The organism is Aliarcobacter faecis (assembly GCF_013201705.1).
In the GTDB taxonomy this organism is placed as follows: domain Bacteria; phylum Campylobacterota; class Campylobacteria; order Campylobacterales; family Arcobacteraceae; genus Aliarcobacter; species Aliarcobacter faecis.
In genome coordinates, this window is sequence record NZ_CP053837.1 from 2,029,986 (window position 1) to 2,045,129 (window position 15,144).

A 15,144-nucleotide genomic window follows, 5' to 3' on the forward strand; every position below is an offset into this window, starting at 1 on the left:
TAGGATTGAAATCCACTTTCAAAAAAGGTTTATAAAATTTATGGAATTTCAAATTAATGCAACTTCAAAAGGTGCAAGAGCCTGCACAATAAAAACAGCTCATAGCACAATTTTAACTCCCGTTTTTATGCCAGTTGGTACTCAAGGAACAGTAAAAGCTCTTGATGCAAAGGACATGCTTGAAATGGGTGCAAAAATCATTTTAGGAAATACTTATCATTTATATTTAAGACCTACTAGCAAGTTAATCAAAAAATTTGGTGGACTTCATGGTTTTTCAAAATTTCCAAACTCATTTTTAACTGATAGTGGTGGTTTTCAAGCATTTTCTTTAAGTGATAACTCAAAGCCAGATGAAAATGGAATAATGTTTAAATCACATATAGATGGAAGTCGTCACTACTTTACACCAAAAAGTGTTTTGGATACTCAATATGAGTTAAATAGCGATATTATGATGATACTAGATGATTTAGTAGCATTACCTAATTCTGATGAAAGAATTAAAAAATCAATCGAACGAACAACAAAATGGGCAAAAGAAGCAATAGATTACCATATAGAACAAAAAGCAAAAGGAGTAGGAATTCATCAAAATATTTTTGCAATTATTCAAGGTGGAACTTCTAAAGAGTTTAGAAAACTAAGTGCTGAACAACTTTGTGCTATGGAAGATTTTGATGGTTTTGCTATTGGTGGATTAAGTGTTGGTGAACCAAATCAAGATATGTATGATACAGTAGAGTGGACTACACAATTTATGCCCGAAAATAAACCAAGATATTTAATGGGAGTTGGAACACCAGAAGATTTAATAGAAAATATCGAACGAGGCGTTGATATGTTTGATTGTGTAATGCCTACAAGAAATGCAAGAAATGGTACACTTTTTACTAGCTTTGGAAGACTAAATATAAAAAAAGCTGAATTTAAAGAGGATAGTAAACCAATTGATGAGGAGTGTGAATGCTACACTTGTAAAAATTTTACAAGAGCATATTTAAATCACCTACTTCGTGCAGGAGAGATAACATATTTTAGATTAGCTTCTATCCATAATATTACTTACTATTTAAATTTAATGGGACAAGCAAGAGAGGCAATATTAGCTAATAATTGGGTAGAGTTTAAAAAAGAGTTTTATACAAAAAGAGGCAAATAAACTATTTTTTGATAAAATAAAAACCCAAAAAATTAAAAGATATTTAAAATAAGGAAAACAATGAATACAGTTGATGATAAATTACTAGCAAAACTAGAAAAGCTTTCAAGCTTAAAAATAGAAGATGAAAATAAAGAAAAAATCAAAAATGATATTTCACAAATGCTTGAGTTTGTAAACAACCTAAATGAAGTTGATGTTTCAAATGTTCAAGCAACTTTTAGCACTATTAGTGGAGGTACTCCTTTTAGAGAAGATATTGCAGTTTCTAGTAAAGAAATATCTGATGCTATTTTAAAAAATGCACCAAAAAGTGAAGATAACTACTTTGTAGTTCCAAAAATCATAGAGTAAGGTTTTAGGATGATTAAAGTTTATGGTATAAAAACTTGTGGAAGTGTAAAAAGTGCTTTAAAATTTTTCAAAGACCACAATATTGAAGTAGAGTTTGTAGATTTTAAAACTACAAAAATAGATTTAGAAACTATTGAAAAATGGTCACAAAAAGTTGATATCAATATACTTTTTAATAGTAAGGGTACAAAATATAAAACTATGAATTTAAAAGATTTAAATCTTGATAGTGGTGGTAAAAAAGAGTATTTAGCAAAAGAGCCAATGCTTTTTAAAAGACCTGTTATTGAGTTTGGGGATAAACTCATAGTTGCTTGGAATGAAGAAGAGTATAAGAAGATTTTTTTATAATCTTCCTATTCTTTAATATATTTCTTATATCATTGAGTAAGAAAAGTTAATTACCCTTCCTACTTTCTAGCCTCTTTTAGAGTATTTGCTATCATAAATGACAACTCTAAAGCTTGGTCAGCATTCAATCTTGGATCACATTGAGTGTGGTATCTACTTGCTAAATCACTTTGTGTAATAGCAGAAGATCTACTTCCTGTACACTCTGTTACATTTTGTCCTGTCATTTCAAGATGTATTCCACCTGCATAAGAACCTTGAGCCTTATGAATTTGGAAGAACTGTTTAACCTCTCCTAAAATTGCTTCAAAATCTCTAGTTTTATAACCATTATCTGCTTTTATAGTATTTCCATGCATTGGATCACTTGACCATAACACTTTTTTACCCTCTTTTTCAACTCTTGCTAAAAGTTTTGGGAAATGTTCTGCAATCTTTTCATTTCCCATTCGAACAATTAGATTTAATCTTCCAGCTTCATTTTGTGGGTTTAAAGCATCTATTAGTCTAATTAGTTCATCCTCTTTCATAGATGGTCCAACTTTACAACCAATAGGGTTTTTTATTCCCCTAAAATACTCAAGATGAGCTCCATCTAAATCTCTTGTTCTATCTCCTATCCAAAGCATATGAGCTGAACAGTTAAACCAATCACCTGTTATTGAATCTCTTCTAGTTAATGCCTCTTCATAGTTTAATAAAAGAGCTTCATGAGATGTAAACAGTGTAGTTTGATTTAATTGTGGAGTATTCTCACTTGTAATTCCACAAGCTCTCATAAATGCCAAACTTTGAGATATTTTATCTGCTAACTCTTCATATTTAGCACCCAAAGTATTATCTTTTACAAAGTCTAAATTCCATAAATGAACTTGATTTAAATCAGCCATTCCACCTCTTGAAAATGCTCTTAAAAGATTCATAGTTGCTGCACTTTGATTATATGCTTTTAAAAGTTTTTTTGCTTTTGGTTCTCTTGCATCATTTGTAAAATCCATATCATTTATAATATCTCCTCTATAAGAAGGAAGAGTTATTCCATTTATATCTTCAAAATCAGCACTTCTAGGCTTTGCAAATTGTCCAGCAACTCTTCCTACTTTTACAACAGGACAACCACCTGAAAAAGTAAGAACTACTGCCATTTGCATAATTACTTTAAATAAATCTTTTATATTTTGTGCATTAAAAGAGCTAAAACTCTCAGCACAATCTCCACCTTGAAGTAAAAAAGCCTCTCCATTTACAACATTTGCAAGTTGTTTTTTAAGATTTAGTGCTTCACCTGCAAAAATAAGTGGTGGATAAGAAGCTAACTCTTTTTCAACATTTTTTAAAATATCTAAATCATTATATGTTGGTTGCTGTTTTATTGGAAAATCTCTCCAACTACTTGGACTCCAGTTTTTCATTTTATCACCTTTCTTTATATTTTATCATTGGAAAAATTTTATCCAATATCTCTTAAAGTAAAATTAATGTTTTAATTTAGATAACAACTCTTTAAATGATATTTTAAATGCTTCAAGCCCATCACTTAAAAGTTTTTCATAAACTTCACTCATATTTATTCCATTTTGTTGAAGAAGAGTAAAATATTTATTACACTCATCTTCACTCATAATAGAGCTTTGCTCTTTTTTACCATCCCTTAACCAATCCTCAATAGTTCCAAGAGGTGCTGTATTTATTGAGTTTGGATAGATTAAATTATCTACATAATAACTAGGGCTTAATTCATTTCCTTTTACACCTGTACTTGCAAAAAGTGTTCTAATATTTTGATTCTCTAATTTATTTATCTCATGATAACATTTTGTAGCATTTACAATTCCTAATTTAGAAGTTTGTAACATCTTTGTACTAAAAGTTGTATCCATTAATCTATCAAATCTTGAAACAAAAATAGAGACAACTCCTTTTGTATCTTTATTTGAATCTTTTATTCCTTCATCAAGTGCCATAGCACATTTTTTTGCTTGATCAGGTGAAAAAATCAAAGTTGCATTTATATGAATTCCTCTTGAACTAAGCTCTCTCATTGCTATATATCCAGCTTCTGTAGCAGGGATTTTTATCATCACATTATCACAATTTAAACTTTTATAAATTCTAAGTCCCTCTTCAATAGTTCCTGCTGCATCATCACATAAAAGTGGATCAACTTCTATCGAAATAAATCCATCATTTGTATTAATTTTATGAAGTGGTTCTAAAAGAGTTGCTGCTCTTTTAATATCAGTTAAAGCTAACTCTTCATAAATTCTTTTTTGTTCATTTGCTTGAAGCATATCAAGTTGCTGTTTATATGCAACCGAACCTGTAATTGAAGCTTCAAAAATAGCTGGATTTGATGTAGCACCTTTAATTGTTCCATCATTTATAATCTCTTGAAATCTATTTTCTAAAAAATCTCTTTCAATAAAATCACACCAAATTGAGTAGTTTATATCTTCAAATAATCCCATTTCTAAGCCTTTATATGTTTTAAAATTTCTGTCAAATCTTTTGTATCTATTACGATATTTGCCTCTTTTTTAAGTACCTCTTTTGCACAAAAAGCAATTTTTGTATTAGCCTCAGCAAACATACTTAAATCATTTGCACCATCTCCACAAACTAAAGTATCCTCTTTTGAAACTTTTAAAAGATTTTGTAATCTTCTTATCATATCACCTTTTGAATAACCAAACATCATATCACCACCAACAAGACCTGTTAAAACTCCTTCTTTTTCATGTAAGATATTTGAAAAATCAGCATCAAGTCCTAGTTTTTCTTTAGCTGGACTTGTTCCCACTCTAAATCCACCACTAAAACAAACCACTTTATAATCCATTTTTTTCAATTCAGTTACAATCTCATAAGAACCTTTCATTAAAGGTAAATCTTTACAAATATCCACAACTTTTTTATAGGGCATTCCTTTTAGAAGTACTACTCTTTGGATTAATGATTCAAAAAAATCTAATCTTCCACTCATTGCTTCTTCGGTAATTTTTTTAACTTCATCACCTAAACCAAACTCTTGAGCTAATATATCAATTGTCTCTCCATCCATAAGTGTTGAATCAAAATCAAAAACTGCTAATTTCATAAATATCCTAAAACTTTAAATATTAAAAGGTATAATATTAGCTAAATTTAACTAAAATAGTTTAAAAGGAATATATTCTAAAATGTTTGAAACACTTATTTCTAAACTTCAAGAAGATAAATATTTAACTCTTGAAACAACACCTCAACACGAACCATCAATGCATAATATTATTGAAAAAATTAAGAAATTTAAAATTAATGAAAAAGTAGATGGTTTTACTTGTACAGATAACCCTTTGGCAAAACTAAAATACTCTTCACTTTTTGCAAGTTTAAAACTTCAACAAGAGTTTAAAAAACCTGTAATTGCGACAATGTCTATGAGAGATAGAAATAAAATATCTTTACAATCTGATTTACTTGGTGCAAATGATTTTGATATAAGAGCAATTTTGGCTTTAACTGGAGACCCAGCAAAAATGAGTGACCAACCAAATAGTAAAGGTGTTTTTGAAGCAAACTCTTTAATGCTTTTAAAAATGATTAAATCTTTTAATTATGGTATGGATTTTGCAGGACGACCTTTTAAAATAGAACCTAAACAGATTTTTCCATTCGCAGTTGTAAATGCCTATGCTAAAAGTTTTGGCTCTTTAGAAAAAAAGATGCATCTAAAAATCCAAAATGGTGCTGTTGGAGTTATCACTCAACCTGTTTTTGATATTGAAAATGTTAAAAAACTTCTTGAAAGCTTTGAAATTGCAAAAGAGGGTGTTGAAGGTGAGAAGAAAAAAGCTCAATTAATCTTAGGTCTATTCCCTATAACAAAACTTAGAACTGCTCTATTCTTATCTGCTCAAGTTCCAGGCATTCATGTACCTCAATTTTGGATTGATGAACTAGAACGTGCTCATAGTATTAGTGAGGATGAGGAGTATAAAGTTGGAATGCAATTAAGTAGAGATTTATTTAATGAAATAAATAAAATTCACCCAAAAATTCACCTAATGACTGCAAATAATAAATTTGAAGTTGCAAGTGAGATTATAGGTTGAAATTAGCTTCTATAGATATTGGTTTAAAAAGAATAGGAGTTGCTATTTGTCTTACAAGCGATATTGTAACTCCTCAAAATGCAATTATAAGAAAAAATAGAAACCAAGCAGCCCTAGATGTAAATACTTTTTTAAAAGAGTGGGAAATAGATAAATTAATAATTGGATTTCCAAGTTCAAATGAAGATACACAAAATAGAATTAAACACTTTACTTCACTTTTAGAGTTAAAAATTCCTTATGAATTTCAAGAAGAGAATATGAGTTCTATTGAAGCAGAAGAGTTAATTAAAGGTGAAATAAAATATAAAAGAGATGGAAGAGTTGATTCATTAGCTGCAAAAATAATTTTGGAGAGATATTTAACAAAAAGCAAAAAAAGGTAATGAATTTTATATTTAATCCTTACTACACTTTAATAGCTGCTGTATAGTTTTACTTAATAAGTAAATTTCTTGTAAATAAAATTGAAGTTTTATACTGATTTTATGACAAATTTAGCAACAGGCTATTTTAAAATTTTTTGGATAATACAAAAAATCAGTAAATTAATACCTTTACAACTTCATCTTTATATTTTAGAAGGATCTCTTTAACTCTTTCTTGCCAAGCCGTTCCAAAAATTTCAAGTTCCTCTTTTGAAGCTACTCCTTGCAAACCTTTTTGCATTAACTTAGCATCAAAACCACTTAGAGTTACATTAGATAAATCATACATTATTTCAACACTTTTATTATTATCAAGCCTTGTAAATTTTATATCACCTCTTATAGAAGATTCATATTTAAGTAGATTATTTCTAAAATATTGACCTTGTAAGCCTTTAAATCCATCTTCCTCTTTTGCACCAGTTATAAAAGAAGCAACATTTGCTAAAACTCCTGTTGTTCCAAAGCTCTTTACATCTCTTAATTCAACTTTAATTTCACCACGAACTGGCAATTCATCTTTATATAGTTCTTTTAACGCCTTTAAAGTCATAAGGTATGCACCAGCAACAGTAGGGCAAGAGTGACCACTAAGCTTCACCACATCTTTAAATGTATATGTAAAATCTTCATCAACACCTAAAAATTGACCCAATTTATCTTTTAAAACTATACTTTCAACACTATCAAAAAAATCTATATTTTTCATTTGCACCCTTTATATAAAATTTGTAAGTAACTAAAAATTTGCTAGATGGGTTTATTAGGAGAGATTCAGGGGCAAACCCATCTTAGCAAGCTCTTTTTACAGAGTGAGGCATTTTATTATATAAAAAATTACTATACATTGATTTATATCAAAGTGCTACTCTTTTATTATATTTACAACAACTGCTATAGCAAAGCCACCATCATGGGTTATACTTAAAGATGATTTTTTTATTTTAAATTTTTTCTTTAGTTTTTTACTATATTTTATCTTTGGAGCATTGTTTTTATCTTTTTTTATTTTTATATCATAAAAACTACAAACTTCTCCAATTCCTGTTCCTATTGCCTTACTAGCAGCTTCCTTTGCTGCCCAAAATCCAGCTGCTGTTTGAGTAGATTTTATAAAAATCTTTTCATCTTCATTTAGAAATCTATCATAAAACTTATCCCCAAACTTTTCATACAACTTTTTTACCCTATCTATGCCTACTATATCTATACCTATCATTTAAACCTATCTTTTGTATAATTTATCTATGAATCTATTTTTAAAAAAATTATTATATATTATTGTTATGCTATTTATCATTAGCTTAATCTCTTTTATTGCTATAAATTTAGCTCCAAACTCATTTTTTGCAAGTGGAGAGTTAAATCCAAATATCACTCCCGAAGCAATAGAGCAGTTAAAAGCTATTTATGGACTTGATAAACCTTTATATATACAGTTTTTTTCTTGGTTTTACTCAATCTTACATTTTGATTTTGGAATATCTTTTTCAAGTGGAGCAACAGTAAAAGAGGAGATTTTAAGTAGAATCCCTATAACTTTAACTATAAATATTATCTCTATGGTACTAATATTCATCATTTCACTATATTTTGGAATAAAATCAGCAATGAGTCAAAATAGTTTTTTTGATAAATTCACAAAGCAACTTTCACTTTTGAGTTTTTCAATGCCCTCTTTTTATCTAGCATTAGTTTTAGTGCTAATCTTTTCTATAAAATTTGAACTTTTTCCAATAGCTGGACTTCATAATGTAACAAATGATGGAAGTTTTACTTACTATTTAGATTTTGCTTGGCATTTGGTTTTACCAATATTTATAATAGTTTTTGGTGGAATTGGAAGTTTGATTTTATATATAAGAGCTTTAACAATTGAAATTTTAAAAAGTGATTATATCTTTTTTGCTCATGCTAGAGGTTTAAACAAAAAACAGATTTTAAGATACTATATCCTACCAAACTTATACCCACCAGTTATCACACTTTTAGGTCTTTCGCTACCAGCAGTTGTTGGTGGAAGTGTAATACTTGAAACAATATTTTCAATAGATGGAATGGGCTTATTATTTTATCAAAGTGCTTTAAGCCATGATTATCCAGTAATTATGGGAATACTTATAATTGGTGCATTTTTAACACTTATTGGAAATATGTTTGCTGATTTAGTATTACTTAAACTAAATCCAAACTACAATGAGAAATAAAATTAGAATATAAAAGGAAAAATATTGCAAATAATAAAAACAGTTGAAGAGTTAAAAAATATTAGAAAAACACTTAAAGGAACTATTGGATTTGTACCTACAATGGGAGCCTTACACGATGGGCATATCTCACTTATAAAAAAAGCTAGAGAAGAAAATGAGATTGTAATAGTATCAATTTTTGTAAATCCAACTCAATTTTTGAAAGGCGAAGATTTAAGTACATATCCAAGAAAAGAGGAAGCAGATATAAAAATTTGTCAAATGTGTAAAGTTGATTATCTTTTTATGCCTGATATAAAAACTATGTATGAAGAAGATGAAGTTTTAATAAAAGCTCCACAAAATAGTTATGTTTTAGAAGGCTTTACAAGACCTGGTCATTTTGATGGAGTTTTACAAGTTGTTTTAAAACTATTTAATCTAACACAAGCAACAAATGCCTATTTTGGAAAAAAAGATGCTCAACAACTGGCACTTATACAACAAATGGTAAAAAATTTATTTTTACCTATAAATATCATTCCTTGTGATATTGTACGAGAAAATAGTGGACTAGCAATGAGTTCTAGAAATGTATATTTAAGTATTGAACAGAAACAAGAAGCTCTTAAAATCTCAAAATCAATCTATATGGCTGGAAATTTAATAGCTAAAGGTGAAAGAGATGCAAATATAGTAAAAGATAAAATATATGAAGTTTTAGCTCCTCTTGATATTGAATATGTAAAAGTTGTAGATAAAAGATTTGATGAAATAGAAGTTATAGAACCTTCAAATACAATAATTTTAGTTGTTGTAAGATTTGGAAATGTAAGACTGCTTGATAATATTTGGATGTAGAATAGGAAACTGGACTTTAGTCCAGTCTGCAAAAAACCAAATTTATACCTCTTTTTTAAATTTAGCTATCTCTTTACTATTTTCATCAAAAAATATTAAATTATTCTCTTTCATTTTATAGCCTTTTACATTTTGTAAAACTTTAGAATACTCATTTTCAACACTCATATCAAGGCACATCATCATTGTACTTCCAACTTGACCTATTTCCAAATTTGTAGAATTTACTTTATAAGTTCCAAAAAAGTTATTACATCCTAAATTTCCAAAGACTTTATTGTCTTTTTCAAAATTTATACTAGCAATTTTATCAAGTTTTTTTATCTCTTTTTGATTTAAACTTACAAGCTCCCATTTAGTATTTTCTAAATTCTGACTAACTTTTGACACTTCTAAACCTTTTGTTGAACTACAAGAGATTAAAACTAAACTCAAAACAGATACAAAAATAGTTAAAAAAATATTTAATTTTTTAAACATCTTTACTCCTAAAATTTTATTTCAACTATCATCATACTACTTTTGTGCTTATTAATTTTTATAAATGCTCTTATATGCTAAAATCTGCAAAAAAATTTATGGATAAAAAATTATATGAAATTTAGTGAAGAAAAACCGAAAAAAAAACTGCATATGGTAAGCCTTGGCTGTACAAAAAATCTAGTAGATAGTGAAGTTATGCTTGGTCGTCTTAAAGATTATGAACTAACAGATGATGAATCACAAGCAGATTTAATCATTGTAAATACTTGTGGATTTATTGATAGTGCAAAAGAAGAGAGTATTAATACAACTTTAAATCTACACAACGAGAGAAAAAAAGATTCTGTTTTAGTTATGGCTGGATGTTTAAGTGAAAGATATAAAGATGACCTACAAAAAGAGCTTACAGAGATAGATATTTTTACAGGAGTTGGGGATTATGACAAAATCGACAAATTAGTTCATGAAAAAAGAAGTAGTTTTTCAAATGAAGTATTTTTAGCGAATGAAGAGAATGATAGAGTAATAACTGGGTCAAGCTACCATGCTTATGTAAAATTAAGTGAGGGCTGTAACCAGTCTTGCTCTTTTTGTGCAATTCCCTCTTTCAAAGGAAAACTTCATTCAAGAACTCTAAACTCTTTAATAAAAGAGGTTAAAAATCTAGTAAGTAAAGGTTATAAAGATTTCTCTTTTGTATCTCAGGATTCATCATCATTTTTACGAGATTTAGGACACAATGATGGTTTAGAGCAGTTAATAAGCGAAGTTGAGAAAATAGAAGGAGTAAAAACTGCAAGGATTTTATACCTATATCCAAGTACAACAACTCTAAGTTTAATAGACAAAATTGCAGACTCTAAAGTTTTTGTAAACTACTTTGATATGCCACTTCAACATATCTCTCAAAATATGCTTAAAATTATGAAAAGAGGGAAAGGTGCAGAAAAGTTAGTAGAGCTAATGCTTTATATGAAATCAAAACCAAACTCTTTTGTGCGAACTACTTTTATAGCAGGTCATCCAGGGGAAACACAAACTGATTTTGAAGAGCTTTGCAATTTTGTAGAAGAGTTTGGATTTGATAGAGCAAATGTTTTTTCATACTCTGATGAAGAAGGAACAAGTGCTGAAACTAGAGATGATAAAGTTGAACAAGAGTTAGTAGATGAAAGAGCTGAAATTTTGGGAGAGATTATTTTTGAAACAACTATAAAATCTCTTGAAAATGATATTGGAAAAACTTTTGAAGTTTATATAGATGGAGAGAGCAATGAGCATGAATATCTTTTAAGTGCTAGAAAAACTCTTTGGGCTCCAGAAATAGATGGAGAGATTTTTATAAATGATAATGATTTAGAAGAGCCAATAATTTTTGGAGAGATTTATGAAGTTATGGCAACAGAACTTGCTGGAGATAAACTTCTAGCAAAAATTATAAAAAAAGTATGAATTTAGATTTTCATAAAATAACTAATACAAAAAATTTATTAGCATTTTCAGCAGGAGTTGATTCAACCGCACTTTTTTTCCTGCTCTTAAACTCAAAAACTCCTTTTGATATTGCTATTGTAAATTATAATACAAGAGAGCAATCAAAAGAAGAAGTAGAGTATGCTAAGTTTTTAGCACAAAAATATAATAAAAAAATCTTTATAAAAGATGTAAAACTTGAAACTAATTCTAACTTTGAAAAAACTGCAAGGGATATAAGGTATAGTTTTTTTGAAGAACTTATAAAAGATAACTCTTATGAAATTTTAATAACAGCTCATCAATTAAATGATCTTTTTGAGTGGTTTTTAATGCAATTAAGTCGTGGTGCTGGTTTAGTAGAACTTTTAGGAATGAATGAATTTGAAAAGAAAAATGAGTATTCAATTTTTAGACCACTTTTAAATATCAGTAAAGATAAATTAGAAAATTTTCTAAAAGAAAATCATATTAAATATTTTGTTGATAGTTCAAATTGTGATGAAAAATATAGAAGAAACTACTTTAGAAAACATTTCTCAAATAATTTTTTAAATGAATTTAAACAAGGAGTTACAAAAAGTTTTGAGTTTTTAAATAATGATTTAAACTCTTTAAATATTAAAACTGAACCTATAAAAAAGTTTGAAGAGTTAGAGATTTTTAAAAACTTACAAGATGATAATCTAAATCTTAGAGTTATTGATAAATCTTTAAAAAAAAGAGGATTTTTACTAAGCAATAAAGAGAGAAATGAGATTTTAAAACAAAAAGAGCTTACAATTTCTCATAAAATCAATATTTCAATTACAGAAAACTATATTTTTATTGCTCCAAAAATAGAAGTTATAATGTCAAAAGAGTTTAAAGAATTTTGTAGGATTAAAAAAATCCCACAAAATATTAGAGCCTATATTTTTTCAAAAAATATACCTCTTGATTTTATAAAATAGAGTCTATACTCCAAGATAGAGTTTTTCCTGCATACATAGGAACAACTTTTTCATCTTTATACTCATAAATTGCTGGAACTATAAAATCTTTTTTTACAAGTTTTATAGTTTTTTCATTTAAATTTAAATTATAAATTTTTTGTGCATTATTTGAAATAAAATCATTTAAATTCTCTAAAGCATTGTGTTTTTCAAAAAGTTCAACTAAAACTTGCAAAGCAATAGGGGAAGTAAAAACTCCAGCAGCACAACCACAGCACTCTTTTTTATGCTTTGGATGAGGAGCTGAATCACTTCCAAACATAAGTTTTGGGTGAGCTTTTAATGCAGCATTTAAAAGTGCTGTCCTATCTTCTGGTCTTTTTGCTATTGGTTTACAAAAAAGATGTGGGTCAAGCATTCCACCAGCTACATCATCTAAAGTTATAAGTAAATGGTGCAAAGTTACAGTTGCAAAAAGATTATCATATTTATCTAGTAGCTCAACTGCATCTTTAGTTGTAATATGCTCCATAATAATTTTAAGATTTGGAAAAGCTTTTGCTATGCTTTCATAAATTGGCATAAACTCTTTTTCTCTATCCATTACAAAACCATTTGTCTCACCATGAATACAAAGTGGTATTCCTAATTTACTCATATTTTCCAAAGTAGCTCTTAAAACTTCAATATCCATAGAAGAAACTCCTGTTTCAGAGTTTGTAGTAATTCCTGCTGGATATAGTTTTATTCCAATAATCTCATCTTTTATATCTTGTAAAAATTCAAAACTATAATTATTTTGAAAAAATAGAGTCATATAAGGAGTAAAATCATCATCTTTACAAGCTTCAAGAATTCTTTGCTTATAAGCTAATAAAGCCTCTTTTGTTGTAAGAGGTGGAACTAAATTTGGCATAACTAAAGCTCCACTAAAAGTGTTTGAAGTTAGTGGTCCCACTAACTTCAACATATCATTATCCCTTAAATGCAAGTGCATATCAAGCGGTTTTCTTATCTCAAATGTTTTACTCATATTGCATCCTCATCTTGCTCTTCAGTTCTTATTCTTATAACTTTTTCGATAGAAGATACAAATATTTTACCATCACCAATTTTACCAGTTTTAGCAGCTTCAATAATAATAGATACTATCTTATCAAGATCTTCATCTACTACAATGAGTTCTATTTTAATTTTTGGTAAAAAATCAACAACATACTCAGCGCCTCTATAAAGTTCACTATGTCCTTGTTGTCTTCCATAACCTTTTACTTCAGAGACAGTCATACCTGCAACTCCAACTTGTGCTAATGCTTCTTTTACCTCTTCAAGTTTAAAGGGTTTAATTACAGCTTCAATTTTTTTCAAGTTCAATCCTTTTCTTTAGTATATTTATTTTAACAAAAGTTTATTAAACCAATATTATGAAAATGCTCGTTTAAACTCTGGGTAAGCTTCTAATCCGCACTCTTCAACATCTAATCCTTGCATCTCTTGATCTTTTTTTACTCTTAAAGGTAATATTTTATTTATAATATATAAAGCTATATAAGAGCTTACAAAAGCAAATACTCCTACAACTACAACACCTTTTAATTGACCTAAGAATGTTATATCTTCGCCATTTGAAGCAAAAATTCCAACAGCTAATGTTCCCCAAACTCCACATACTAAGTGTACAGATAAAGCTCCTACTGGATCATCTATTCTTAATTTATCAAACATAAATACACCAAAAACAACTAGTATTCCACCAACTGCACCTATTAAAACTGGCATATAGATATTAAATAAATCTGCTCCAGCAGTAATTGAAACCAAACCACCTAAAGCTCCATTTAAAATCATCGTAATATCAAATTTTTTAAACATTATTTGCATAATTATTGCAACCATAATTGCCCCACTTAAACCAGCAGTATTTGTATTTAATATTGTAAGAGCAACTAATTCAGCATTCTCTTTAGAAGATATACTTCCAACACTTCCTCCATTAAATCCAAACCAACCAATCCAGAGTAAAAAAGCTCCTAAAGTTACCAAAGGTATATTTGAAGCAGGAATAACTCTTATTCCACCCTCTTTTGTATATCTTCCAGCTCTTGCACCAATTATTAAAATAGCTGCAAGTAAAGCCCAACCACCAGTACTATGAATAACTGTTGAACCAGCTAAATCATGCATTGTTATATTAAATATTGTATTTTCTAAGAAATTTGTTCCCCAAGTTATATTTACAGCGATTGGATATAAAACTGCTCCCATTATTATAGTAAAAAGTGATAATGGAATAATTCTAGCTCTTTCACTAACTCCACCACTTATAATATTTATAGCTTTCCCAACAAAAGCCATTTGGAATAAGAATGTTGCATATTTACTCATAGTATCACTTCCAAAATCTCCAAAAGCTAAAGAGTAACCTATCAATAAAAATGATAATGAGGCAATTGAATAAATTAGAATATTTATAGTTAAAACAGAAGTAACATTTTTTGTTCTTACAATACCAGCTTCTAACATAGCAAAACCAGGAACCATAAAAATAACTAATGTCATTGCAAACAGTGCGTAAAGTGTATCAATAATAAATGGTATTGAATCCATGAAATCCGTCCTTTTAGAGTATAAACCCAGCGCTGGACGAGCAGTATTCTATCTAATAAAACTTTAAACTAAGTTTATATTATGAGTATTTAATGAACAACTTTATAAATTTATAGATATTTTTTTACATATTAAGCATATATTAAGTTTATTATGTTTCTAATTAACTATCAAATAAATATAGTTATTATATAATTAATAAAAATA

General features: G+C 28.5%; 18 protein-coding genes. 9 read left to right on the plus strand and 9 right to left on the minus strand.

Annotated features, from left to right (window positions below; genetic code table 11):
• Positions 1 to 40: 40 nt before the first annotated feature.
• From tgt to AFAEC_RS10210, 3 genes are read left to right on the plus strand one after another with little or no spacing between them, the layout of a single operon-like run.
• The gene (tgt, locus tag AFAEC_RS10200; protein ID WP_026805032.1) at positions 41 to 1,162 is read left to right on the plus strand and encodes a tRNA guanosine(34) transglycosylase Tgt; all 1,122 of its coding nucleotides are present in this window, start codon (positions 41 to 43) and stop codon (positions 1,160 to 1,162) included.
• Between the two features lie 60 nt (positions 1,163 to 1,222).
• Positions 1,223 to 1,516, plus strand: coding sequence for an Asp-tRNA(Asn)/Glu-tRNA(Gln) amidotransferase subunit GatC (gatC, locus tag AFAEC_RS10205; RefSeq protein WP_034216036.1), 294 nt, complete (start codon positions 1,223 to 1,225; stop codon positions 1,514 to 1,516).
• A 9-nt stretch (positions 1,517 to 1,525) separates the two neighbouring features.
• Positions 1,526 to 1,867, plus strand: a complete 342-nt coding sequence (locus tag AFAEC_RS10210; RefSeq protein ID WP_026805030.1) for an arsenate reductase family protein — start codon at positions 1,526 to 1,528, stop codon at positions 1,865 to 1,867.
• A gap of 59 nt (positions 1,868 to 1,926) precedes the next feature.
• Here the strand turns inward: AFAEC_RS10210 and AFAEC_RS10215 are convergent, their stop codons facing one another.
• The 3 genes from AFAEC_RS10215 to serB all read right to left on the minus strand — a co-directional run bounded on the left by AFAEC_RS10215 (position 1,927) and on the right by serB (position 4,964).
• A complete protein-coding gene (locus AFAEC_RS10215; protein WP_026805029.1) occupies positions 1,927 to 3,279 on the minus strand; it encodes a class II 3-deoxy-7-phosphoheptulonate synthase in 1,353 nt (450 codons plus the stop codon).
• 63 nt (positions 3,280 to 3,342) lie between these two features.
• Entirely contained in the window at positions 3,343 to 4,335 is a 993-nt protein-coding gene (locus AFAEC_RS10220) for a transaldolase (RefSeq protein ID WP_026805028.1), read from the minus strand.
• Between the two features lie 2 nt (positions 4,336 to 4,337).
• Complete coding sequence (gene serB, locus AFAEC_RS10225) at positions 4,338 to 4,964, minus strand: phosphoserine phosphatase SerB (protein WP_026805027.1); 627 nt, start codon at positions 4,962 to 4,964, stop codon at positions 4,338 to 4,340.
• Between the two features lie 82 nt (positions 4,965 to 5,046).
• Between serB and AFAEC_RS10230 the strand changes: the two genes are divergently transcribed.
• A complete protein-coding gene (locus AFAEC_RS10230) occupies positions 5,047 to 5,961 on the plus strand; it encodes a methylenetetrahydrofolate reductase (RefSeq protein WP_026805026.1) in 915 nt (304 codons plus the stop codon).
• Entirely contained in the window at positions 5,958 to 6,347 is a 390-nt protein-coding gene (gene ruvX, locus AFAEC_RS10235; protein WP_026805025.1) for a Holliday junction resolvase RuvX, read from the plus strand. The genes AFAEC_RS10230 and ruvX overlap by 4 nt, the downstream gene beginning before the upstream one ends.
• A 154-nt stretch (positions 6,348 to 6,501) precedes the next feature.
• On the opposite strand, the gene AFAEC_RS10240 is transcribed toward ruvX, so the two are convergent.
• Complete coding sequence (locus tag AFAEC_RS10240) at positions 6,502 to 7,098, minus strand: FmdE family protein (protein WP_026805024.1); 597 nt, start codon at positions 7,096 to 7,098, stop codon at positions 6,502 to 6,504.
• A 156-nt stretch (positions 7,099 to 7,254) separates the two neighbouring features.
• A complete protein-coding gene (gene acpS, locus AFAEC_RS10245; protein WP_026805023.1) occupies positions 7,255 to 7,608 on the minus strand; it encodes a holo-ACP synthase in 354 nt (117 codons plus the stop codon).
• A gap of 28 nt (positions 7,609 to 7,636) precedes the next feature.
• Here acpS and AFAEC_RS10250 point away from each other — a divergent pair, with 28 nt between their 5' ends.
• Together AFAEC_RS10250 and panC are read left to right on the plus strand one after the other, a co-directional pair.
• On the plus strand, positions 7,637 to 8,596 hold the full coding sequence (locus AFAEC_RS10250; RefSeq protein WP_026805022.1) for an ABC transporter permease: 960 nt from the start codon (positions 7,637 to 7,639) through the stop codon (positions 8,594 to 8,596).
• A 24-nt stretch (positions 8,597 to 8,620) separates the two neighbouring features.
• Positions 8,621 to 9,439, plus strand: a complete 819-nt coding sequence (gene panC / locus AFAEC_RS10255; RefSeq protein ID WP_026805021.1) for a pantoate--beta-alanine ligase — start codon at positions 8,621 to 8,623, stop codon at positions 9,437 to 9,439.
• 42 nt (positions 9,440 to 9,481) lie between these two features.
• On the opposite strand, the gene AFAEC_RS10260 is transcribed toward panC, so the two are convergent.
• Positions 9,482 to 9,919, minus strand: coding sequence for an META domain-containing protein (locus tag AFAEC_RS10260; protein ID WP_026805020.1), 438 nt, complete (start codon positions 9,917 to 9,919; stop codon positions 9,482 to 9,484).
• A 114-nt stretch (positions 9,920 to 10,033) separates the two neighbouring features.
• On the opposite strand from AFAEC_RS10260, the gene rimO reads away from it, so the two are divergent.
• Both rimO and tilS read left to right on the plus strand, forming a co-directional pair.
• A complete protein-coding gene (rimO, locus tag AFAEC_RS10265) occupies positions 10,034 to 11,374 on the plus strand; it encodes a 30S ribosomal protein S12 methylthiotransferase RimO (RefSeq protein ID WP_026805019.1) in 1,341 nt (446 codons plus the stop codon).
• Positions 11,371 to 12,348 carry a tRNA lysidine(34) synthetase TilS gene (gene tilS / locus AFAEC_RS10270; RefSeq protein ID WP_026805018.1) on the plus strand — a complete coding sequence of 326 codons (978 nt, stop codon included), beginning with the start codon at positions 11,371 to 11,373 and terminating at the stop codon, positions 12,346 to 12,348. Before rimO ends, tilS begins: the two co-directional genes overlap by 4 nt.
• Here the strand turns inward: tilS and pyrC are convergent.
• The 3 genes from pyrC to AFAEC_RS10285 are packed head-to-tail and all read right to left on the minus strand — an operon-like array spanning position 12,338 to position 14,937.
• A complete protein-coding gene (gene pyrC / locus AFAEC_RS10275) occupies positions 12,338 to 13,363 on the minus strand; it encodes a dihydroorotase (protein WP_026805017.1) in 1,026 nt (341 codons plus the stop codon). The two genes, tilS and pyrC, sit on opposite strands and share 11 nt — an antisense overlap.
• Positions 13,360 to 13,698, minus strand: a complete 339-nt coding sequence (locus tag AFAEC_RS10280; protein WP_026805016.1) for a P-II family nitrogen regulator — start codon at positions 13,696 to 13,698, stop codon at positions 13,360 to 13,362. Before AFAEC_RS10280 ends, pyrC begins: the two co-directional genes overlap by 4 nt.
• Before the next feature lie 54 nt (positions 13,699 to 13,752).
• Positions 13,753 to 14,937 carry an ammonium transporter gene (locus AFAEC_RS10285; protein WP_026805015.1) on the minus strand — a complete coding sequence of 395 codons (1,185 nt, stop codon included), beginning with the start codon at positions 14,935 to 14,937 and terminating at the stop codon, positions 13,753 to 13,755.
• Positions 14,938 to 15,144: the final 207 nt, after the last annotated feature.